The sequence below is a fragment of the uncultured Endozoicomonas sp. genome (assembly GCF_947495845.1).
GTDB lineage: Bacteria > Pseudomonadota > Gammaproteobacteria > Pseudomonadales > Endozoicomonadaceae > Endozoicomonas.
This window is the reverse complement of the sequence record NZ_CANMAO010000018.1, coordinates 73,914-97,888: the sequence shown is the minus strand read 5'-3', so window position 1 is coordinate 97,888 and position 23,975 is coordinate 73,914. Positions and strand designations below refer to the sequence as shown.

Sequence of the window (23,975 nt, the reverse complement as noted above, 5' to 3'; positions counted from 1 at the left end):
TGTGCCCAAGCTTTTTGGGAAGCCTTTCGTTTCTCGGACTGTGCGTAAGCCTTCTTGCAAGCCTTCCCTTTCTCGGACTGTGCCCAAGCTTTTTGGGAAGCCTTTCGTTTCTCGGACTGTGCGTAAGCCTTCCCTTTCTCGGACTGTGCCCAAGTTCGTTTGGAAGCCTTCCCTTTCTCGGACTGTGCCCAAGCTTGTTGGGCAGCCTTTCGTTTCTTGGACTGTGCGTAAGCCTTCCCTTTCTCGGACTGTGCCCAAGCTTGTTGGGCAGCCTTTCGTTTCTCGGACTGTGCCCAAGTTCGTTTGGAAGCCTTTCGTTTCTCGGGCTGTACGTGAGCCTTATCAGGGTGAACAGTCAGAGATTCACTCGATCCGGAAGCAGATGCGTTAAAATCAAACTGATTTCCTGCAGGAAATGTATTTTGTTGAAGCTGTGCCCTATTCAGTTGCGGTGTAATATTCGCAACTCGTGCTGGTGGCTTAGAATAAGTATCAATGCGATATTGCTTAAAAAATTCTACAGATCGATCAACGTTGTTATCAGCAACTGATGAGCTTTGCGAGGTTGATTGCTTTAAACCAAAAACACTATTTCCAGAAGTGTATTTCGACATTGAAGCAAGTGCAGGATGATTGGCGTTTATAGAGTGTGAATGAAAGCTGGATTCACCAGCCATACTCCAAACTCGGTCAATTCTTAATTCTGATTGTCTGGTAAATAATGGAGTATTTTGGTCGGCTATTTGGCATGCCTTGGATTTCTGTGATAAGTCTAACGGCTCGCTTTGTTTAGATTCCTGAGAATGAATAACCTTGACTGGCCCTTTTTTAAAACTGGAATCACGGCATGGATGATGGATGCTCTCATTGCATGGAATTGAGGTATTTAAATAATAGATTGGTGTAGTTTGATGAACCTGTCGCCCGAATATTGAACTGTTTTGTTGCGCCCAGTCATTCCCGGTTAATCTATTACACAACATCAACCTCGAATATGCTTCGAAATGACTCGAATGCCTAAGGTAAGGGTGAAAAAATGGATTAGTCATTGAATTACTGAATTACTGAATTACAGCTTAAGACCACGCCTTTTTATAAAAGTTTCTCCCTTTCACAATTCATTCAATATTTATGTCAACCAAGCATAAGGATTTGCTATGGCTATTACCAATAGCGATGTAAAGCTTTTCGAGAGTCAACGTCTCTCCGATGAGGAAGACGGTGGTGGCCGGGTGACTGGCAATGAGGTTATTGATGGGAACGTAAATAACCTGTTCCGGGATATTTCCCGGATAGACCGAACCATTGGTGACGTGGCTTTGCGTAAAGCATTTGTTGGCATCAGCACCGACAATAACGATCCGTATCTTGGCAGCCATCTTATCCTTACCGAGCCTCCCAAAGATAAGAATGTTTCTGTCTTGTTGTTCGATACCAATAGCCAAACCGATGAGCGAGCCAATGCCAGAGACAGAATTGAAAGCTATGTGGTGCCGGGAATTCAGGCAGACTGGCATTTGATCGGCAATCAACTGGAAGGCCAGAGGGCTGTGGTCGGCTATCAGCGTGAGAGCTCACATTTGCCTGAAATTGGTGAGGTTTATCGCCTTACGAATCCTGATGGTTTTGGGCAAGCCAGTCAGTTTATCCGTATTACTTCTGTCTCTCATGAACTGGTGACATTCAGCTACAACACGGGATCGTCATATATTAATTTTGAGCGCAGAAAACTTGAGCTGGAAATTAGCGCTCCATTGATCGCTACCTTTATCGGGTCACAGCCAGTTCCGGGCGTACCAGAGGAAGCGACCAGTCTGATTCAAGGGACGCAGATAGCCGACACCTCCCGCTATTACGGCATCCAATCCCTTAGCGCTGATGTGAATGCAGGCGACCTGAATATCAAGGCTGAAAGTGTTTATGCGCCTTTGGTGCCGAGCGCCAAGGTGGAAACGCCTCTGCTGGATCAATACGGCGGCTATACCGGAAAGACGATGGTGGCGACATCGGCATCAAATCGTACTGTTGGCTGCCGCTTTGTTCATGTCTCTGGCAATCAGAGCAGAACGTATCTTCAGCGTGGCGTACTGCCGGGAACACTGACACTGTCGCTTGATGGCGGCACTTTTCAGGATGACGGTGCTGGTAATCTTATCCCTGCCAGCGGTTCCAACAATTACTCTCGCATGACCGTGGATTATGAATTAGGAGAGGTTAATGTTTGGCGTACCAGCAGTTATACAACGGCAACGGGAACAGCAATCTATCAGCCAGCGGTGGCCATTACCGGCGCTGCGGTATCGGGCGCAATAGAAGTCACTAATCAGAATCGAGGCTTTAACTATACGCTCAACATGGCAGAGGCTAAGCCAAGGCCGGGGACGCTGGTGGTCAGCTATATCGCTCTCGGTAAATGGCAGGATATCCGGGATACCGGCAACGGCCAGATGACGGGTTCGGGAACTGGCACCATTATCTTTTCCACAGGGTCGGCAGCGATCACCTTGGATGCACTGCCTGATCCTGACAGCGCTCTGGTTTTCAGTTACATCGCACAGAATGATGATGAGGTCACTATTCGGACTGGCAATGTGCCGGTTGATGATATGGTTTTCAGGCATACCGTCGAGAAACCCGGCATCAAGCCCGGAAGCCTGACAGTGACGTATGTTTCATCCGGGCAAAATAAAACCCTGACCGACCAGAGCAACGGCCTGTTAACCGGCGATGGCAATGGTGTTATTCATTACGCTCCGGGCGAGCTTTCTTTCACTCTGGATTTTCTGCCTGATAGCAACACTGAAATACAGCTGACTTATGAAGAAGGCACCTCTGCAGGTGGCGAGGTATTAGTATCCGTAGATGGACAAGGCGTTATGAGTGGCACCATTCCCGGCGCTCCCCTGTTGCCCGGATCGGTTCAGCTTCAGTTCTTGGTGACGCAAAGAACCAATGTGCCGAGCCATTCGGACAAATTAAAAAACTGGACGACCTATTCCTCCACCAAAAATGTCGCCAAGACGATCAGCGATGATACGACAGGTGGCTGGCGTGGTGTGACAGGCGTAATTGATTACCAGACAGGTGCTTTTACCGTACTGGCCGTGAATGATTACAACTATCCTGAATACACCTATGAATGGGCAGACGCTATTCGGGTGCATAAAATCAGGGCAACCAATAAGACGCTGACCCAAGTGTTTAATGGCGGCAGCATTACTGCCATCGCACAGGCCAGCAATCTTGCTCATGCACCTCACACCGAAAATATCTCATCGCCAGAGCTGTCTATCGATCTGCTCCCATTGATGGAGAATGCGGTGTTACTTCCCGACAGCGTAGTGTTTGAATGGAATGGTGAAACCTATTTTGATCGGGACGGGAAGCTATACCGGGATATAAGCACCGAAACCAATGCAGGCATTCAGGTCGGTCAGATTGATTACAGCGGTGGCAATGCGACACTGGCTGTATATCCATCGGGGACAGTTAATTCAGCCAGCTTGCTGGCAGGTGCGACTATCGGTTCAGGTTTTCAGATAGAAAATGTCTCATTCAGAACTCCGGGGTCGCCTATTCGTCAGGGCAGCTTGCAGCTAACAGCGGTTCGGGTGGATAACGCAGATATCATTACTGCAACGGCTGACTTCAATGGCGTAATTGATACCGCCGAGGTTCAGGGCAATATCGATGTGACTACGGGCTGGTGCGAGTTGGCCTTTACTGACGGGACTGACCCGATTTATGTGATCCCGCAAAGCATCCGCTATAACTGCATCGTTGAAACCAATCTGCCTCTGGATGCGGAATTGATCGGCCTTGATCCGGTTCGCTTGCCTGCCGATGGTCGGGTGCCGATCTTCCGGGCGGGTGACATTGTGGTGATTTCCCATACCGCCAGCACCGATGCAGGAACTCCAGCGGCAGGCCAACAGATTACTCTGAGCCGAGATCACCAAGCGGAGATTACTGTAGAAGACAGCAGCGGCGCATTACTCGCAGCGGATCAATATACGGTTGACCGGGAGGCTGGCACTCTCGACTTTGCTTCGCCTTTATCGCTGGTGGATTCAGAAGGCGCTGCGCTTTCCGCACCCTTTGTCATTAAGGATCGGGTCGAGCACATGAGCGTATTGAGCGATGTGCAAATCAATGGCGACCTCTCGATCATCTCTCCTGTGCCTTGGAATTTACCAGCGGCAGAGACTACGATTAGCAGCGCTGTCGTATATGGCGATATGCAGGCGAGAGTGAAAAACTTCTTCAGCCAGAAGGTGTGGACTAGCGGCGACCCGAACTGGACAGACTATAGCATTGGCGACCAGACAACTGCCCAATACAACACCATTAACTATCCGGTTGAAACCACCAACAAGGGAGCGATCTACGGAAAGTGGGCGATCATATTTACCAGCAGTTCAGCATTTCAGGTAGTTGAAGAAAAGCTCGGCATTATAGGTACGGGCAGCACAACAGCCGATACCATGCCAATCAATCCCGAGGCAGGCGTTCCTTACTTTACGATCAAAGCTGAAGGATGGGGATCAGGCTGGGCGACAGGAAATGCGGTGAGATTCAATACCGATGGATGCCTTGCTTCGGTGTGGGTGTGTCGGACGGTATTGTCGGGTCAGGGTACGGAAACCAACGACGATTTCACTTTGCAGATCAGAGGGGATGCTGACTAATGGCCGTTACTTATTTTTCATCAGAAGACAGTGGCGCACCGCAGCTGGTCACTACACGAAACGTAGCAGGTAATTATGAAAACTCCATCATTGAAATTATGGATGCGATTCTCATTAATGGCTATGGCACGAAATCCGGTTTAGGTTGGACAAAACTGATGACCTCCGATGTTACGGACAGCAACCGGACGGTTTATCAAAACAATTCAGCACACGCTGATAATATGAATCTCATTGTGCAGAGCAATCCTGCAAACTATACCGGCATTGAATTTCAAATAGCGGAGGTTGTTACAACACCAGAGTCGTATTTAGGCTATAGCCATATCGTGTCCGTATACCAGACACACGCAGGTACTCCACAATGGCGAGCCGTTGGGGATGAAAGAACATTTATCTTTATGTATTGGAGTTCGTATATAGACAATTCTGCTTATTATAGTTGGAGGAATTATTCTCCTACCTGCATCTATATTGGCGACTTTGACGATGTAAGCAATAGTAACCCTAAAGCATGGGGGCTGCTTGCTCGGTCAATGAGACCGGGGACACTGGATACGTTTGCAAGACAGAGTGAAAATAAAGGCGTCTTCAATTTCGAGTATGCGGTCAATCCAGCTGGCGCAACAGGTAGACCAGTAACCAGAGTGCCGGGACAAGACTGGGATGAAAATATTATTAACACATTTGTTTCATCCTTTGAGCCTAGACCTGTTCACGTCAGCATGACCGGCATTCCAATACAGGATATTAATGATTTCAGTGCTAAGGCGACGGTCAAATCCAGCTGGTATATTTTCTTCGAGTTTTTCCATGCTTATCGACTGAGAGGGATTTATTCGATTTACCCTTGGTTGTCCGCTAATGGAATAGACAACAAACGGTTGTGGGGGGAAGAAGTGTCTGCTTTTGGCGATGATTATATGGGCTTCCCTTACCTATATTCCAATTCTAATAAATTGGCGATGAGCGTTTATATCAAGTTGACGGGAGACTGGTAATGATTACCGATTTTATTACCTTTACTCCTTTTGTTGATAACTCTTATCAGCACAAGCTGCTTAGCAATATAACGCTGGATGGAGTCCCTTATCAGGGGGCTGCAATTATTATGCATGCTTCTGAAATTCGTTATTTGTACGGAGCAGTCGTCAATGGCTCTCTTTATGCTCAAGGCTTGGTAAAATCGGCTAATCGGAATTATGTGATTCTTGTTTATAAAGAGGGCAGACCTTTTATCAGTGATCGCCTTGCTCTCGATAACATTGTGGTGAATGAAGTTGCTATCAGTACTTCGGGTGGCGGAGGAGCGCCAACAGGCGACCCGGCCACCATTACCGGTAAAGTAGAACGGGTGCTGGATAATCAGGCGCTTCCTGCTGCAAGACAGCTGGTGGCTATTGAGAATAAACCGGATGGATCATGGGCGGTTACTGGCAACACTGTCAGCGATATGGAAAGCGGAAGTTATACGCTCAATGTGCTTACCGATGGCGGCGATACGTTTGTTATGGCTTTGGACGACTATGGACAGGTATTTACTGCGACCGCTTCTGTTGTCATTGGGGACGTTATTCATCCGACAATTCCAAACGGTCATGTTTATAGCGTAGAAGTCGGTGGCACTCTTCCTGAAACTGAGCCTCAATGGTGGGAAGCAGGATCGTCTGGCACTCAGGTAGCGGGCGATGTGACGCTCCGGGCAATTCCATTCTATCGACCTCTGGTACACGGTTACATCAAGGCGAGTCTGACTGAATGAGCTACCAAGTCCCATTAGCCGATATTGATTTCAGATTTGATCGTCCTTATACGGTTACCTCTGCTTCGATAGCTGATTTCACCTTTGATGGGCTTCCTTTTTTCCATTACACAAAACCTCCGGGTTTGCTTCGGGTGCTTGTCAGTCAGTGGTCTTCTCCTTCTAATATTTTACAGGGCAATATTCGATCTTCTTCCGATAATGCCGCAGCGAAAAACCTGACCAAAAAACAACAAAGCAATCAGGCTGAAAGTATTGCCAGTTCAGGCAATAGCGTTTTATGGGGACAGGTGGGCGTGAAGCAGGCTGCGGTTCACTTTCAACACAGCATTGCTGTAGAGAGGGAAGCAAGCGCCAATGATGCGTGGGGGGAGATTGCAAAACAGGACAGCGGTCAAACGATAGAGTGGGACAAGAGCATTCGGGAAAAGCAGGAGTCCTTCGACGCACCTTGGGGAGATGCTCGGCCTCAAGATAGCGCAGTGGCAGAAGGTATGCAGTCAGTTGACTTGTATGAAGCGGCCTTTAAAAAGTATTCAGGCTATGTCCATCCGGTTCAACCGATCAACTTTGTCTTTGATGATGCGCTCTACACTCCCAGAGAAAATGGCTCGGTATTTTTCCAGATAGGCGAGATTAAACCAGCGCTCCCGGCGATACCGAGAGACACTAAAAGAATATTCGGCTTTAGCAGCAACCGCACCAACGATAACCCTGTGGTTATCCCTTGGGGATTCGGGCAAAAGGCCAAGGATGAAGAAGTCCAAGGTAGTTATGGCGGAGAAACAGACCCAGACATTGTTGAAAAGCCTGAGCCAGAGCAACCAGATATCAGGGAGAGCTATCTGCTCATGAATACCATCACCACTGTCGTCTTACCGGACCGGATACCACTGGAACTTCCAAGTCTGGAAATCAGCTTGGATATTGATAGTTTCTCATGGAGCTTTACCGGGCAACTGATCGGCGCTACCAACATTGCTATGGTCGAGCCTGATGAAAATGGACCAAAGCAAATAGAAGTGGACATCAACGGCTGGAGATGGATCTTTATCATCGAGCGATACAGCACCGATAGACGCTTTGGCAACGAGCGATACACCATTTATGGCAGCAGCCGAACCCAGCTCTTAGCGGCACCTTATGCTCCCATGAGAAGCAAGAGCAACAGCAGCGACCTCAATGCAAAACAGGCGATTATCGAAGAACTGGCAAACACCGGCTTCACCGCAACTTACCCTGACCTAAACGACTACAGTACACCAGATTGGATCATGCCCGGCGGCTCATTCAGTTATCAAAACCAGACTGCAATGGAAGTCGTGGCAAAGATCGCTACCACAGCAGGATCGGTAATAATCCCAAGCCGTGATGCAGACCAGCTCAACATTCAGCCAAGATACCCTGCCAGCCTCTGGGCATGGAGTGCCACCACGATGGATAAAATCGTACCTGCCAGTATGGTCATCAGCTTAAGTGCCAGCTGGCGACCAGAGCAGGCATACAATGCCGTTTATGTTTCCGGCACAAATGCGGGAGTAGCAGTGAATGTAAAGCGGCAAGGTACCAACGGCAATAATCCAGCTCCGGATATTCTTGAAGATTGGCTGACCGAAACGCAGGTAAATACTGAGCGGGGGAGAAATGAGCTGGCCAAAGGCGGCAACCAGAGTATTACAGTCATTGAGTTACCACTGACCGATACCAATACAGCACCCGGGTTAATCGAACCAGGAATGCTGGTAGAGGTTCAAGATACTCATTTAGGAAAGAGTGGTGACTGGACAGGCCTATGCCTTGCTACAAATATCACTGCTGAACGAAGCCGTGTCCTCCAAAGTGTCCAGCTGGAAAGGCATTATTAGGCATCTGTACACTAATGGCTGAGTATCTTGTGTTGTCGATTGAATATAAGTGCCCATAGCGATTAGGATACTACCCCGTATAATGGCGGAACGTTAAAAGTGTGATTTATTTTTTATGCAAAGATTTGATGTTCCGGGTGTAGTAACTCGCCATGTTCTTCATAAGTGATAATAAGCTTCTAGCTCCACCGCCAGTCTTGTTTAAAAACAGGGCAAGGCACATTTATTATTAAATTTCAGGATATGACTATGTCTACTACTACCGGTACTGTTAAGTGGTTCAACGACGAGAAAGGTTTTGGTTTCATCGCTCAGGAAAACGGCGGACCAGACGTGTTTGCTCACTTCCGTCAAATCACTGGTGATGGCTTCAAGTCACTGCAAGAAGGCCAGCGTGTTGAGTTCACTATTACTCAAGGTCAGAAAGGCCCACAGGCAGAAGACATTCGTCCTCTGTAATGTCAGGGCTGCAAGGCTGCAGCTTCTAGATTTTATTTAGGCGTACAAAAGGGCAGTGCTTTCGGGCATTGCCCTTTTTTTGTGTTTGAAGAAAGCAAAAAAGGAGAATGGGCTTATGGCGACCATTAATATCTGGCAGCAGTTCAAGGCTCTTATACCTGAAGGGGTACGGTTTGTGGCCACGGTGACAGCCAATAATGGCAATGGCACCAGCCAGGTTGCTCTCAGGGATGGTGCAGTTGTTACCGTCAAGGGTGAATCTGTCATCGTTGGGCAGAAGGCATTCATTCAAGATGGAGAAATAAAAGGAACTGCGCCGAGCTTAGCGCAGTTCGAAGTGAGGGTTTAAGTTTGAAGGTACTATTATTGAAATTAAGAGGTTGCGAGATTAATAAACAACGAATGATCAGCAGCTTACTTTCAAAAATGTAACTTCAAACGCTTTACAAGCCCTGAATTGCTGCAACCGGTTAGAGAATGAAAAAGCCTCATTCATGTCGTACTGCTGAAAGATATCCAAACCACGATCTAGAGATATTTTCCAGCCATGGTCGGTAGTAATATGTCGAGCATGTAAAGATCCGGTTTCATCAAAAGACCAAGATAATTCGATACCCACACTTTCACAGGACTCTTTCATTTTTTCAAGATTCTCTATTAGTTGATCACCCTTAAATTCGTCCAGAACCGTCACCAGGTGAACCTTCGCTTCTTCTCCGGTAGGAAGCTGTTTTGCAAAAGTCTCGAGAAACTCCATAAAGTTCCTCGTTTGGTAAAAGAGACGAATATACGGGTCGGTGACCGTTAGTTCTCTGGCATCTTTTAAGTAAGGAGCAAATAATAAGTCGTAAGATATTCCCCGTTGATTTTCATCAAACGTCAGGTGCTGCTCTGGCAGCTCAGGCTCTCTGGCAATTGGTGTAACTACAGGCGTTGGTGAAGACTGTGTAGCCGCTTGCTCGGCTTCAGCAGCTGTTTCAGGGATTTCAGTTGTCTCAACAGTTTTAAAGTAGTAATTCGGATACTCGCGCTCTTCCAAGGTTGTGACGGCTTTCGCTTTACCCTCAGAATTATCGTATGAGAAATCAACCTCCGCATAAGTTGAGTCGATGCGCATTAGTTGGTCTTTAACACGCTTTCTCCCCTCAATGGCAAAGACCAGGATTTCCTCTATTTCATGGTCAGTTGCTCCGCCATTAGGGAACAGGATTTTCATTAGCCCTGAGAATGTTTTGTTAATGCCATCACGATCACGTGTCGAAATGGCTGGCGACAATGTGAATTTATCCCGGTATTGATCGGAATAATCATGGTTCCTCAGGTGGCGCAGGATTTCAGCAATGTAGTCAACTACAAAACCATAGCCTGAAGAGAACATTTCTCCTCGAATAATATCTACTTCCCAGCCCGGGATATAAAAATGTAGCCGATCCAGAAATGCAGAATCATAAAAAGCTGCTGGCAGTTCATCGAACAGATCTGAATGCTTGAGCATGTAGGGAACGGTGTGTCGGGTATTACCAACAAACACCATGGACGCTTCCGCTCCTAAGGTTTCAACCCCTCTGGAAAACGATTTATTGGCCATGTAGTTTTTCATGATATCGACCAATGCTTTGTCTGCCCGCTTTTTCTTTCCTGCAAATTCATCAAATGCCACGGTGTCCCAATAACCTACCAGGCCAATTTTTCCGCTGGAATTATTAACAAAGAGTTTAGGGACACTAACCTCACCCCCGGAAAGCAAAATGCCATGGGGTGAAAATTCTGAATAAATATGAGACTTCCCCGTACCCTTTGGCCCCAGTTCAATCAAATTATAATTACGCTCGCAAAAGGGGATCAGGCGAATCAGTTGTGTCAGTTTACTGCGTTTTCCAAATAACTCTGGATTGAAGCCAACACTCTGAATCAGCAAATCAATCCACTCATCGGTTGTGAACTGACTCCGTGAGGACAAATAACTCTCATAATCAAAATGGGAGAGCTGGATCGGTTTAATGGAACCCATAATCCATGGGCTGGCATCCTTGTCTTCGGTATGCTCATACTCCACATCAGCAATACACCAGACGCCACTGACCAGAAGCTTTGGGTGTGCTTTGATCGTAGCAGAATCCACAAGGATTTTTTTGATACCTAAATTGGCAAATTGCGCTTCATAGCAATCTTTCTTGTCATTCAGAGCTACACTGATCCGGTCAATTACCTTATGGCGCCCTTTCTCCCGAATGGTTGAGCGGATCAGACCTGCTTCATTGCGATGCACATAATGCTTAGTGAGGATCTCCTTAACGGTTTCAATACCACTTAGAATACTGGGTTCATCGCTGGTGGCACAATACTGCCCCAGCAGGTACTCCAACACATAAGAGGGCACAATGGCATTGCCCTTAACAGTCTTGACCAAGTCTTTTCGAACCACAAGCCCCGGGAAATGGGTGTTAATCTTCTGGTCCAGGGCGCTCATGGAACGGTTCATAATGAATCAGTATGTCTCTTGCTTTGGTTATTAATTAAAAATCAAAATCACTGGTAAAGGATCGGCGCAGCTGGAATCGAACGGCCTGATATTCTTGGTAGTGAGTAGTGCTTGCATGCTTCTCATCAAGCCGTAGTACTACTTCCTGATTATTGGCTTTATCGGCTTCATGGGAAAGCACCAGTTGAATTTGCAGCTCCCGGTCCCTTGGGTTCTCGGATGTCATGTCAAACTGTAGATCATGAGAATCGGAAATCAGTTCCCCTGCCAGGGTATAAATACCAACACGTAGGTTTCTTGACTGAACCTTATCCGTGACTGGATCCTGCTGGTACAGTCGAACGGTCAATTGTCCGGATGTTATCATTTTGCTGACAGCGGGGTGGATCTGTACGCCCACAGATGAGATATCACTCTTACGCTTTTTATTGATCTTGATGACCGGGACCACCACTTCCTGCAAAGTAGAACCGCCATGGACAAATCGGCTTCCAGAGCCACTGAGCCTTAAACGATTAATGGATTTTGGAATCTGAATTTCCATATCGCCACCTAGCCCCAAAGACTCAGAAGAGTAGTGGCTCAATCCTGCGGCTGGCTTCAGTCCTTTCCCAAGGATAAAACGGCGGTCCCTGTAAAGAATGGTGTCACCTTCCGGTACACTCGAGGAGAACTCACTGTCATCCAGAGCTCTGTCCTGATATATAAAACCATGATCGGCCGTAATCAGAATGTTATAGACGTTGGCATTGGTGAGTTTTTTCACCAGCAGAAGCAACTCTTTCAGCGTATCTTCAGCAGCATTAAAGACCCGTTCTTCACTGTCTTTACTGTCCCCGGTCTTATCTATCAGATTGTGGTAGATGTACAGAGCATCATTCGCTTTCATCAGTTCACGACTTTGATCCCGGTCCATTGACATCAAATCTTTAGCCAGCACTGCAGAGGCCTTGCCCGGGTGCCCTGCGTCGAGAATCTTACGCCGATAGTCGGTTCCTCTGGAACTGATGCCATCTACCAGCACCGTACTGGTAGTGTCGTCTGCCAATGCCAGTGTCTGATGAGGTAGCAGGGCCGCCATACCCAGTTGTGTGTAACTGGGGAGTGTTGATAGAGCAGGCGTTAACTCTGCATCAAATCGGTCTTCTCGTCGAATCAATCCCAGCAGTTCATGGCCAATTTCGTAGCGCAGGGCATCGGAAATGATGACACAGACCTTTCTATCCTTTTTGCTCAGGAATGGTTTTACCTTATTGCGCCAAAAGTGCTGTTGGCTCATTACTGGGGAGGCGGCCCAGCGATGAGATTTATCAACCACAGCCTGCCAACTGTTATTCACCGGCAGTAGATAGTTATTGGTATAGAGGTTTTCAATCTGGGTGTTCAGTTCATTCAGCAGCGTAGCCTCAGCAGATTGCCGCTTATGCCAGATGAATTTTCGGTAAAACTGATCCAGCTGACACCATTGATCCGTGTATTTTTTGATGCCTTCTGCCATGGTTTCGTTATTGGCATCCATGGTTAGCAGGCTATTATCCAGTTTTGACATAAACTGTGCCGCATAATCCACAGCAGCGTATATGTGTTGGTATTTATCGTGCCAATGGCTCTGCCGACGCTGGCGCACCCAGTTGGACAGCTCGCCACTGGTAATGGAGCGTTCGGTAACTCCATGCACCATCTCGCTGAGAAGTTTCTGGTCGATCAGCTCGAAATAGTCAACGTCCATCAACTGACGGAAGTCTATGGCGCTCAGTTTCTGCTCCATTTGCAAAATGGCTGCACTCTGGGCTGACAGGGTTTCAAAAGCATCGCCGTAACGGCGGCTGTCTTTCCATCGCTTTAAAAAGACCAACGCTTCACTGCTTAATTGCACTGAGCCACCAATAGCCATGGCAAAGCAGGATTTAAACAGTTCAATGGCAAAATCGTGAATACCGGGGGCTTCAGAGTGATAACCGTAATGGCGTTCAAGCTGTTTCCAGAGCAGGGTGTCTAGCTGACAACGAGTCAGCAGTTTTGCTTTGTCCTCTTTTCCCCTGGCCAGTTCCTGCAGCAAGGCTTCCAGAATAGCATCAATGCGGGGTTCTGAACTGGCACAGACTGACAGCATTTTCAGCTCGATCTGGCTGTGGGAATCCCGGTCACCCAGTATTTTTTTCAGGGCAATCAGGCGGGACTTGGCTTCAAAAAAGAGCGGGTATTTCTGCACCAGCTCACTGAATTCCAGTCCGAGCTCCAGTTCCGACAGCCAGAGTGAGGCCTGGTCGGTACGAAACTCATTGTTAGCCAGCTGGACATCCAGCAGCCAGTTATCCCGGTAGCCGGGCTCCGATCCTTCCCGGTAAAGCAGAAACTTCTGTTCCGGTTCTGACCGCAGCAGTCGGTATTTCAGCGCAAATTCATTATCCCTGAGTTCAACTTTTTCCACCCCGGGCAGATCCACGGTTTCAAAGTCCTGGCGCAGTTCCTTTTGGGCGTCATACCAGAACACGATGCGATGAGTCTGAAAACGCTTTTGCAGAGCCTCTTGAATTTTTGACATGAAAACCCTTTATTTACCGGTGAGTCCGGGCACTTTCTTCAGTGCCTTGCCCAGAAGGTTGTAGTTTACCTTTACCCCTTCATCCAGGTCGATGCTCCGTTGTTCTGTGGCAAGCGGGAAGAGGGTGTCGTGTTCGTACTCTTCGATATCCTCCAGCATCTTGTCGAGCCGGGCGATCTGCTTCAGGGCTTTGGATTTTTCCGGGCCAGAGGCATTGGGATCAATACTGATCTGCTCGTGGCGTTTTTTCTCATCGTTCAATTTGACAGTGAACTCTCGCAGATACTTATTGAGCACCACACTGGCGGTATCCGGGCGGTAGCGATGCAGATAGATCAACGTATTGAAATGCCCCTTCGGGCTGGAGAATAGCCAGTAGATAGGGCGCTTATTATAGCGTTTCGTATGGTCAGTGTAGAAATCCTTGATAAAGAACTTGCGGATATCTTTGCCAATAGCGTTCTCAATAAACGACAAGTTTTCCTCAAAGTGCTCTTCTCCAAAGGTAATCTTCAGGAAGTCATGGAAGCGATCAACAATATCGTCAGTAAACCAGCTCTCTTCGAGAATGGGGATGACATTATCGGCATCGGGCATAAAGCTGGGTTGGGGGATCTGTTGCAAATACTCCTCAAGGGTGTCGCCCTGGTTGGCGAGAACCAGGCCGGGTTTATCCAGCGAGTAGCGGCCGAACATGCAGCCGACTGCGTAGGAGATAAACTCGCGGATTGTGTCGGCTAGAAGTAGCTTTTCAAGTTTTTCTTCGCTCTTATCCATCCCATAGCGGTAGTACGGATTACAAACAAGTGAAATATCTTGGGTCTCCACTTTCCCAGAAAATTCACCTTCAAGGCCAAATTTTGTAATACAGAGATTGTTGTTTGATTCTTCAATTTCTAACATAGACGTAACAGCATTCATCCAGTCTTGACGAACTTTCCTATATGTACATGCAAGCTTTTCAGGGTTGCTATTTTGATCTAGCAGTAGAGGACAAGCAGAGAAGTCCCACGAAGTTTCAGCTGAATCCCAATCTTTTCTAGCTAACTCAACTGCTTTCTTAACAAGATCTTTAGCTTCAATTTTTTTGTATGGTACGGTTTCAATATCCTGCTTTTGATAGTTCATTGTAGGATTAATTATTTTGAGGAAATAAGTACCTAACTTAGAATTTAACAAGGCAATTACATTTAAGCAGTCATCATTTGCAAAAATGCCGGGGCCTGCATCAGAAAAGAGAACGCCGGAGGCAAAGTATCTGAATGAAATATCGGTAGTGCTAATACGTGACCAAGAAACAAAGGGCTTGAAGTAAAATTTACTATCACGCAGACGAAAGTCTGGGCTTTTTTCCTTTATATTTTGCCCATTGTTAAAAAGGTCAATGACATGTTGTGCGTTACCATACCACTTCCGGTATGTTCCACCCTTGTGCATTGGAAACCACTTGTTATCAGGTTTCATCTCTGTTGCTGAAGATAGGTGTAATTGGATATTATTATGCGAAACTTCATGCCAAAGTCTTAAAAAAAGTTCATCCTGACCACTTCTGATCCCCGGGTTTACAGAGTAATTTGCAGAAATAGAGGGGGTGCTAGAAAATATATTCCCAACATTTTTACTCAGCCAGTAGGCAATGGGTGTTCCAGAAATTTTTCTAAAGTCACTTGTTGACGCAAAATACATGTTCTGGTTTGATGAAATAGATTCAAGGATTCCGTTGCTTTTTGCCAGTTCTGAGTCGGTATCTGTAAGCCTGATGTAGGTGCCTTTTAGTTTTTCATTGAGCGTTCTGTTAAGAGTGAATGCTGTAGTTGCAACGACTTCCCCCCCAATGCTATCAAATGCTCTAGCGCCTAAATGAACCATTGTCGTCAATGTGTTGCAACCCAATAAACTGGCACGTAATTTTTCAAAAGACGACAAAAACATCCAGCTCTGCATAGTAATCATGCCGACTAGCCCTTGCTTTTGCACCAGCATCAGGCAGCGTTCGATAAACATGGCAAACAGGTCAGATTTACTGTTGGGGAATTCGTCAGTAGCAAACTTCTTCAGTCTTGGGTTCATTCCCTTACTGCCCATATAGGGCGGATTTGCCACCACCACATGGTATTTCGGGCTCAGGTAATCTGCCTGCTTTAATGCTATCTGTACTTTTTTATGAACTACCCCAAGAAATAACTGGTTTTCCAGATCTTTGGCTTTGAGAATATCGCGAATACCTGCTACATCGGTCAGGGTCGGGCTAATCAGGGAACCAAAGTTATCGGCCTCTTCAAACTGGCACAGGGCGGTTTGCAGATCCATGGTAAAGAGATCCCGGCCCACAAAGTCCATATAGCCTTTCAGTTCTTCCGGACGCAGGTCCACATTTTGCAGAACACAGATATTGGGCTGCAGCGGATTGCGGAAGAAGCGACGATGGTTAGTTTTGCTTTCTGCCGGGTTACCTCCCGCCGCTTTCATGGAGAGCGCAAAGGAGGCGAGTTCACCGGCGCGTTCATCCAGCTCAATACCGTAGAGGTTGTTGATCAGGATTTTTTCGGGGATCTCATTGGGCTCATAACCGGCTTCTTCATAAATGGCATAGAGCAGTTCATAAGCGTAAGAGAGCATATGGCCGGAGCCACAGGCTGGGTCGCAGATTTTCAGTTCTTCCGGTGAAGCGACTTTCAGAAAATCGGTTTCCACATCGACCGGCTTGATGTAGTACTCCATCCGGTCAATGAGTCTGGAATTTGGGTTATTCAGCATCCAGAGTCGTCCCAGAGAGTTCTCCACCAAGTAACGCACGATATAATGGGGCGTAAAGAGCTGTGTAGCGGCGGGAATATTCTCCGGTGTGATTTTTTTATTTTTCTTCAGGGCTTCAAAGACATCATCCTTTTTCTCGGAGATGTAGAACTGATAGAGCCAGCCAATCACTTCAACGCTTTTACAGGCTTCTGGCGTCATGGCCTGTTGCACATAGGAGAGAATGGCACTGCCCGAGAGTAGGTCTGCTGGCAGTAAGAGTTCGGTGTAGTCGGTAATGCGCTCAAACAGGTAACTCATGCTTTTGTTATAGGAGTTACAGGCGGCCACCAGCAGCAGTCGATAGGCTTCACCCTGCGGATCCTGACTTGTTGCTGAGCCATCCAGTAGCGCCATAATATGCTGGCGGGTCTTTTCATTGGAGACCAGTTTGTCATCAATATGGCCCATTTTGGCTTCCGCCAGGATGGCAGGCTGAAACTGCCCAGCTTCAGGCGAGACAATGCCCAGCGGTGTGTAGCCATTCATGTCCATAAAACGCAGGGCACAGAAACGGTTAAACCAGGTGTAGGCCACTTGTTCAATCACCTGCTGCTGGCTGGTGGATTGAATCTGCTGTTCCAGTGCTGCCACTGCTGGTGGATTTTCACGACGTGCGGCGCTGGAGGGCTCCAGTACCAGTTTTAGCCGGGTGCTCACCTGTTCCATCAGACTGGTGCGGGCATACTGGGCAAATTTTTTCAGTTTGGCTTGGGTGGGTTTATCCATAATGAGACCTTGATATGAGCAGAATGCTCACTGTGAATTCGTTAGGTGAGCGTCTGGTTAGCCGCTTCGCTGATGCGGGTGGCAGGCCATTTAGGAAAGTTCTCGTTCCATGTCTCCAGATTAAAGACCTGGCAGTTTTCATAGATTGACCGCTGCCAACGATCAACTGCTCTGCCAGCAGGTGGCATTTTGGCGGTAACTTCATCGGTCAGATTGGCGTTTAGCTCAAGATCCAAGGTGACCAGGCTAAGATAATGAACCGGTTTGGTGACCTTTCTCTCTGCCCAGCGATACAAGAAGGTATCAATAAATTTATTGGCAAAAGTGCTGCTCAGGGTGCCGTTTTCAATCTCTTTATGGAATTTCTCCAGCCCTTCTGTTTGAGCTCTTGGGTGCCCCGGATCTTTCACCTCGACAAAAAGAATGGCTTCTTCAAGCTCAACCACAAAATCGACTCGGTGCTGTTCACTTAACCCGTGGTAATTGGGTTGCGTGGGTTTCATCTGATCAAACACCAGAGTTCCACCATCTATGGCGTCGGTGAAATCTATCGCCAGATCACTTTCGGTTAACTTCATTTACCCAGGTTCCCCATTTTCAGGCTCACCTGTTTTTTGGTCAGATCATTGAAGGAATCTGAAATAGCGTTGGGCGACAGCGATTTATAATCATCAGTAGAGTCGATTTTGATCTCGCCGGTGTCTTCGTCCTGATAGAGGGCGTGGTAACGGATATGATCCTCAGATGTTTTGAGTAAATCGAACCATTTCAATAGTACGTACTCATGAGTAGCAAGGATGATCTGTTGGCCATTACGTGATAGCTCCAGCAGGATCTGAACGAGCAGCTCCATAAGCTTTGGGTTCATATTGGCTTCCGGTTCATCCCAGAACAAGGGGCCGCTTTCACCAGGGCGAATGGTTCCGGTTTCCAGCAGGCGGGAAAGCATTCCGGCCTTACGAAAGCCTTCTGCAATGGCGTTTGCGGAATATTCAGTGCCATCTTTTGAGGATTTGAAGGTGACATTACCACCGCCATAGAAGATAAAGCGACCACCACAGACTTGCTCAAGCTCAGCCATTGCCCACTTGGCCCTTTCTGTCAGTTTTTCTGACCTTATTGGCGGGAGGTCCAACTGAAGGCAGATATCCTGATAGGTTTGATCAAATGAGAGCTCTCGCTGCTGGTACAGGCTGACAAAGCCTTTCATAAGGGCCAGTACTTCTTTAGTCGGGAAGAATACTGGCTCAGCCCGCTTTTGTTGAAAATGGGTAATATTTTCCAACTGAACTTTTTTGGTTGCATTGTTGGAGAACTCCAGCTCCACATCGGTACCGGATGTAAAGGAGGATTTAAGGTTTGCCTTACCCGTACCGGCACCATTCTTCCGCATTTTTCCCAGCTTGCCATCCAGAGGCATAAACAGGCTGGTCAATAGTTTTGCCAGTTCTGTTTCAATATCGTCCTGCTTGATGTCATTGCCGGACTTCAGTTTGCTCTCGCCCGAGCAAAGAGCATAGGCCGCTTTTAACAGTTGGCTTTTACCGGTGCCATTGGCACCAATAATGACGTTTATTTTGGCTGAAAACTCTATTTTCAGTCGGTGGAAGGCAGTGAACTCCCGCAGTTCCAGTGATTCGATCATACCTGTACCTTTTTACCTTCTTTAATCTGTGTCAGCAAAACTTCCCGCATAGAAGACAGATATCGGTCAATATCCTGTTCATTGGCCAGCAGGGGTTGATCAAAGGGGACTTTGATCTGGCTTTTGGAAATGATCTCCACTTTTGGCGAGGGTTTTACCGTGCTGGATGACCCTGGTCCTTCATTATGAGGCTTGCTGTTGCCTCCCTCTCCAGCAGTTGAAGGTGATGTCTGGGTTGCCCAGGTAAGCAGTTGAGTGAGTAACTGTGGATACTCGACTTCCTCGAAGGTTCTCAGTTTATCCCGAACCAGGGCAATCAGTTTCTGATTGGCAATCGCAGTACTGGTATTATCAAATGCCTGTAGCAGCTGTGATTGCTGATCTATCGTAACTTTACTGAAGTCATTTTGATCAGAAAAAGTCTGTTTTTTCCCGGCAATGGTTGTGCGGGCGGTATCGATTTCGGCACTTAGCTGCTCTTCAACCCGGATTTTGAGATCATCCAGCTTAACTTTCAGTTGCTGCATACGGTTACCACGGAAGCAGTCTTTGTCGGTAAGTGCGCCCTCTACCGCATCGCAGTCTATACCCTGAACATAGGGGAAGTTGTCTTTCTGACTCAGGATAAAAGCTGAGGTTTCATCATAAATGGCTCGTTGGGTGCTGTCATTTGCCATAAAGCGAATAACTGGATCAATAAGCGTTTCTTTCTGCTTCAGCAGATTATCTTCACTTTTAAGAAACTCGGTCAGATACCAGCCATAGGGTTTACCTTTATGGTTTTCAAGATCTTCCAGAACAGGCTTTAGCAGATTCAGGAAAGGATAGTTGCCATTTTGGGCATAGAGTTTGTCCAGTTTATGATGCAGCTCCTCCAGTTTAACGCTGGTTTCATTACCCAGCGCCTTGGCTTCATTAGCCGAGGGAGGACTGTCAAAGAACTCATCATAAAAGTCAGTCAGCTTACGAACTTCAGCAGCGGTAAAGTCCGCCTGTGGTTCGAGTATGACTTTGGTATGGCCGTGAGTATTTCTTAGAGCAGAGGCTAATTCCGAGTCTTCCTGTGGCATGCCGTCAATGGTTGCATCGACTTTGCCACGGGCACAGAGGTAGGCAAGTGTGCAGAGAATGGCTGCGTAGTACCAGCCATAAGGCTTTTTCTCGAATTTTTCCAGGAGTGACTTAATGTTGGTTTTAACGCCACCTCGTTTGTTGCCCTGTATAAATGACAGTACTTCTCGTTCTGTTTCCGAGAGATTGGTGGCCTGGCCACTGAACAGGCTGTCTTTCCCCTTTTCCAGACAGATTGGAATATCTTCTTCTTTATATGTACTGCGCAGCATGCCCAGATAGGGGTAGACACGATTTATCAACCCTTGAAAGCCACGGATTATTCGAGTCTGAGCATCATCGCTGGTGACGTCAATATCACTGCCGGTGGCTATCATTGGCGCTTTGACTAACAGCGCGGCGACTTGTTTTTGTATTAATTTCTTACGATCCTCATTTGCCTGACCTTTTTCAGCAATGATGCGACGGATGGCATCATTGGCGTTTTGGCTATTGTGCCGAATGTATTTCAATGTCTTTTCATACATCACCAGATCTTGCATTAGCTGAGGATCGGCTGGCATGACGATAAGGAGTTCATCTCTGCCCATGCTCTGCATGCGCAAAAGTTCTGCATTGCCTGCATTTTCATGGAAAGGTGAGATGATATGAATGGCCAGCTCGTGCTCGCGACCATGGAACTTTTCATCCAGCTTTCTTGAATAGATGTAGTCCTGGCCATTACCATCAAAGCGAATTTTTCGATGTTTTATGATTGAGTCAAAGATGAGTTTGTCCAGATGTTCAGCGACCTTCCGGGAGTCTGCTTCAGTATTTTTGATCTCTTTTTCAACATCTTTTTCGTCATCAGTCAGATATTCATAGACGTCGCCATTACGCTGAACATAAATTTGCTGCTCCAGTAGTGCCAGCCCCTGCTCAACTTTTTTCTGCAGATCACTGATATTCTGGTCAAAGCTTTCCAGCATCAGCACGCTCATATTTCGAACGGTTGGCTTAAACTCTTTGACATACTTTACTAGGAGAAGGGCCTTTAACAGTCGGACAGCAAAAGGGTCACCGAGGTTTCTCTCGGCAACGGGGATGGCGCTTTGGACGTTGGATTTCAATGTGGCTCGCAAGCCTTCGAACATGAGATCAAATGTAGCCAGCTGTCCCACAGGGCGGTCGCCTACCATTTTAGCGACATCCTGAAACACGCCCAACATAGACCGCTCACCTACTGAGCTATGACGACCTTCAAAGGCATTGTGCCTGGAAAGGTTCTGAATGGCAGATTGGAAGAGCGTAAACTGGTAAGGAATAAATGGGTAACAGTGTATAAAGTGCTCTTTATCCTTAAAGTTGCGATGGGTTTGCGCACCATCTGTAAAACTAAATAGCGTATTGAAGTTATTGTGCTGTTGGTGGTAAGTATCTGACAGCAGGTTAATTCCCTGCTCACCTTTGGTCAGTAATCGCAACTGAATAACTTCAGCAGCGTCCGCACTGGTTAACTTTAAGCGATATTTAAAGCGAGCCTGGATCTTTGAGAAGGCGTCTGCATTGCTGTCACTCTGGGTCATGTCACCAATGATGTCACTGATTTCTTCTTGTGCCGTGACAATAACCCATGCCTGACCACGGCATTTTGTGGCCAGAGATTCTGCCAGTGTTTGCAGGTTGGTCATCAGCTTGGTTTTATCGGCGATATACTGCCCAATTTCATCGACAAAGAAGTTCAGACGAAAGCCCGGAGGTTGTTGTGCGATGTACTGGTTAATTTGATCTGCAAAGTCTTCTATGGAGAGCTTGTAGTCTGATCGATATTTATCCAGCACGTCTTTAACAGACTGGCCGGTGACTTCTTGATAAGCGTCGTCAACAAAGGAGGCTACCCGAGTTGGGCGGGTACGTCCCCAATACCAGTCACGATTGGCTAGGTGTTCAAAATGCTCTTTAAAGCTTTCAAAGAGGTTTTCCTGATCGAGCTCACGTTCAAACTTTGCTATATAGGGTTGTTTGCCATAGTAACCACAGGCCTCGTCGAATACTTTGATAAAAACGGCAATCAGAGCATCTGTCTGTTCTTTGCTGATGACGTCTGCTTTCTGGTCAATATTGAATAGAATGCTTTTGGATGGGACTCTGACCGCTTTTTCCATGTCGGCATGAAGGATATCACTGTCTTTTTTGCACTTGGGTAAGAAAATATCAGCTGCTTTTGCACCACCTACTTCTCTGTTTTCCAATACCAGTGAGAGCATTTTCAGAAGGTGTGACTTACCACAGCCGAAGAAACCAGAAAGCCATACACCGTTTGCATTGGTGTAGTTGTTGTAAGCATCAAGAAAAATTTCCAGGCGCCTGGCTACTTCAGGGATCAGTTCGTATTCTTCCAGTTCATTACGGAGGTTTTCTTCATCATCCGCTTTGATGACACCTTCAATAGGACGGTCAATAGGACGCAGGAAAATATCTTTGAGAACGGTTGTCATTGCAAATCCCTCGCTTAAGCGCTTCTATTCAGAATATTGAAGGCACGGTAGTAGTTGTCATCATGCAACTTGCCAAAGAGTTCTAGAGACGATCCCTTTTCTGGCGAGTATGAATAGGTGCCCGGGAAGAACATCAGGGTGGGCTGATATTTCGCAGTACTTTGTAAGTTGCTGAGCAAGTTATGTGAGCGGATGATTGGGAATACTTCTCCAACACCGGATAATATCAATATGCCAAACTTCTTGGCTTTCATGCGCTCAGCAATGGCTGGGATGATATTCTTCTCAACATCAAGAATGGACTGCATATCTTCAAGCAGTTTCTCTTTGCCTATTTCAGGTTCTTTTTCAACATACCAGCTCCAGTCATCATCTCTATTAAGGAGATCGAAGCAAAGGTCGTAGAGGTTTATCTCAAGAATATCAACGCCATTACTCAGAAGTTGGCTGGATAAATTTTTACGAATTTTTTCAATATTGTTCGCTTTCCTAGGGTCGAAAGGACAGATGAAGAAAGGTACTTCATTGCCTAAGCCCTGCATTTTGAGAAAGCGATCGCTAGAGATCACCGCAACCAGGTGATCTAACAGGTCTCTATCTGATCTCTGGTCATATGTCACTGGTGGTCACTTCCTGTGTTAAGTAGGTGATCGTAAATTGGAAAAAACGTGAGTTCTTTTGGGTTATGGCTGGACAAAAGCACAACAAACTCTGAAGAAAGTACAGCAGGGATGATTCTGTTTTCCTTTGTCATGAGGTTTGCCTCTCGCAGCATGCGGAAGACAACTTGTTTCAATTTGTCCCGGGTAACTTGCTGAATACTCTCCAGCTCATCATGCCATTCTGCCTTTTGATTAAAAAAGTAATCAAAATCTTCCTCTTCAAATTGGTAGCTCATGGAGAGGAATTTCTCCCTGATAACCTCAATTGCAAATTCCCCAATAAACCGATAATAGCGGCAGATAGCAACCCATAGCATCGCTGCTTGATCTGCAGATGTAGAGTGTACTAAAAACTCTAACTCCATCGGAGCAAGGGTTTTTAGCCGATGACCAATTTCACGAATAGTCCTGATTGCTGTGCTCAGTGTTCTTGTCTGGAGAAGGTTCTCTGACAATGCCTTTTCCCTCGCAAGCTCCCACGTACCAAGATCGAGTAAATACTGGGCCAGAGCCAAGGACTCTCTTGGCAGTAGGCTGCCAGCGGTGAAAGAAAGCTTATAAGGTTGGGTCATAGAGCTTCATTCTCTCGAATAGTTGGTTCAGCTGCCCCTCCTGATTTTACCCAGTCATCCACTTCATATTTCTTGAATTTCCAGAGCCGACCCATTCTGTGTCCAGGCATACCCTGCTTTTCTATCCATTTGTAAACGGTATCGTTGCTGACACCCAAATGCTTGCAAATTTCAGTCATTGACAGCCAGCGGTCATCAATCTCAGCCATGATGGTGCTCTTG

At 46.8% G+C, this 23,975-nt stretch carries 16 protein-coding genes; 6 read left to right on the top strand and 10 right to left on the bottom strand.

Annotated elements, in window-relative coordinates; all coding sequences use genetic code 11:
* On the bottom strand, positions 1-1,049 hold a 1,049-nt coding region (locus tag Q1B11_RS13085), incomplete at its 3' end, for a hypothetical protein (RefSeq protein WP_299733377.1).
* A gap of 108 nt (positions 1,050-1,157) precedes the next feature.
* On the opposite strand from Q1B11_RS13085, the gene Q1B11_RS13080 reads away from it, so the two are divergent.
* The 6 genes from Q1B11_RS13080 to Q1B11_RS13055 all read left to right on the top strand — a co-directional run bounded on the left by Q1B11_RS13080 (position 1,158) and on the right by Q1B11_RS13055 (position 9,123).
* Positions 1,158-4,688: a hypothetical protein gene (locus Q1B11_RS13080; protein ID WP_299733375.1), complete on the top strand. Its 3,531-nt coding sequence runs from the start codon at positions 1,158-1,160 to the stop codon at positions 4,686-4,688.
* Entirely contained in the window at positions 4,688-5,689 is a 1,002-nt protein-coding gene (locus Q1B11_RS13075; protein WP_299733374.1) for a hypothetical protein, read from the top strand. Before Q1B11_RS13080 ends, Q1B11_RS13075 begins: the two co-directional genes overlap by 1 nt.
* Entirely contained in the window at positions 5,689-6,450 is a 762-nt protein-coding gene (locus Q1B11_RS13070) for a hypothetical protein (protein ID WP_299733372.1), read from the top strand. Before Q1B11_RS13075 ends, Q1B11_RS13070 begins: the two co-directional genes overlap by 1 nt.
* Positions 6,447-8,315 carry a hypothetical protein gene (locus tag Q1B11_RS13065; protein ID WP_299733370.1) on the top strand — a complete coding sequence of 623 codons (1,869 nt, stop codon included), beginning with the start codon at positions 6,447-6,449 and terminating at the stop codon, positions 8,313-8,315. Before Q1B11_RS13070 ends, Q1B11_RS13065 begins: the two co-directional genes overlap by 4 nt.
* Positions 8,316-8,564: 249 nt before the next feature.
* Positions 8,565-8,774: a cold-shock protein gene (locus Q1B11_RS13060; RefSeq protein WP_299733368.1), complete on the top strand. Its 210-nt coding sequence runs from the start codon at positions 8,565-8,567 to the stop codon at positions 8,772-8,774.
* Between the two features lie 115 nt (positions 8,775-8,889).
* Complete coding sequence (locus tag Q1B11_RS13055; protein WP_299733366.1) at positions 8,890-9,123, top strand: hypothetical protein; 234 nt, start codon at positions 8,890-8,892, stop codon at positions 9,121-9,123.
* 57 nt (positions 9,124-9,180) lie between these two features.
* Here Q1B11_RS13055 and brxL read toward each other — a convergent pair whose 3' ends face one another.
* From brxL to Q1B11_RS13010, 9 genes are read right to left on the bottom strand one after another with little or no spacing between them, the layout of a single operon-like run.
* A complete protein-coding gene (gene brxL / locus Q1B11_RS13050) occupies positions 9,181-11,244 on the bottom strand; it encodes a BREX system Lon protease-like protein BrxL (RefSeq protein ID WP_299733364.1) in 2,064 nt (687 codons plus the stop codon).
* 46 nt (positions 11,245-11,290) lie between these two features.
* A complete protein-coding gene (gene pglZ / locus Q1B11_RS13045; protein WP_299733362.1) occupies positions 11,291-13,801 on the bottom strand; it encodes a BREX-1 system phosphatase PglZ type A in 2,511 nt (836 codons plus the stop codon).
* 9 nt (positions 13,802-13,810) lie between these two features.
* Positions 13,811-17,326 carry a BREX-1 system adenine-specific DNA-methyltransferase PglX gene (gene pglX / locus Q1B11_RS13040; protein WP_299733360.1) on the bottom strand — a complete coding sequence of 1,172 codons (3,516 nt, stop codon included), beginning with the start codon at positions 17,324-17,326 and terminating at the stop codon, positions 13,811-13,813.
* Between the two features lie 41 nt (positions 17,327-17,367).
* Positions 17,368-17,904, bottom strand: coding sequence for a hypothetical protein (locus Q1B11_RS13035; protein WP_299733358.1), 537 nt, complete (start codon positions 17,902-17,904; stop codon positions 17,368-17,370).
* Positions 17,901-18,971, bottom strand: a complete 1,071-nt coding sequence (locus tag Q1B11_RS13030; protein ID WP_299733356.1) for an AAA family ATPase — start codon at positions 18,969-18,971, stop codon at positions 17,901-17,903. Before Q1B11_RS13030 ends, Q1B11_RS13035 begins: the two co-directional genes overlap by 4 nt.
* Entirely contained in the window at positions 18,968-22,519 is a 3,552-nt protein-coding gene (gene brxC, locus Q1B11_RS13025) for a BREX system P-loop protein BrxC (protein ID WP_299733354.1), read from the bottom strand. Before brxC ends, Q1B11_RS13030 begins: the two co-directional genes overlap by 4 nt.
* Before the next feature lie 14 nt (positions 22,520-22,533).
* Positions 22,534-23,139, bottom strand: a complete 606-nt coding sequence (locus tag Q1B11_RS13020; RefSeq protein ID WP_299733352.1) for a DUF1788 domain-containing protein — start codon at positions 23,137-23,139, stop codon at positions 22,534-22,536.
* The gene (locus Q1B11_RS13015) at positions 23,136-23,753 is read right to left on the bottom strand and encodes a DUF1819 family protein (RefSeq protein WP_299733350.1); all 618 of its coding nucleotides are present in this window, start codon (positions 23,751-23,753) and stop codon (positions 23,136-23,138) included. The genes Q1B11_RS13020 and Q1B11_RS13015 overlap by 4 nt, the downstream gene beginning before the upstream one ends.
* Positions 23,750-23,962: a helix-turn-helix domain-containing protein gene (locus tag Q1B11_RS13010; protein ID WP_299733347.1), complete on the bottom strand. Its 213-nt coding sequence runs from the start codon at positions 23,960-23,962 to the stop codon at positions 23,750-23,752. Before Q1B11_RS13010 ends, Q1B11_RS13015 begins: the two co-directional genes overlap by 4 nt.
* Between the last annotated feature and the right edge of the window lie 13 nt (positions 23,963-23,975).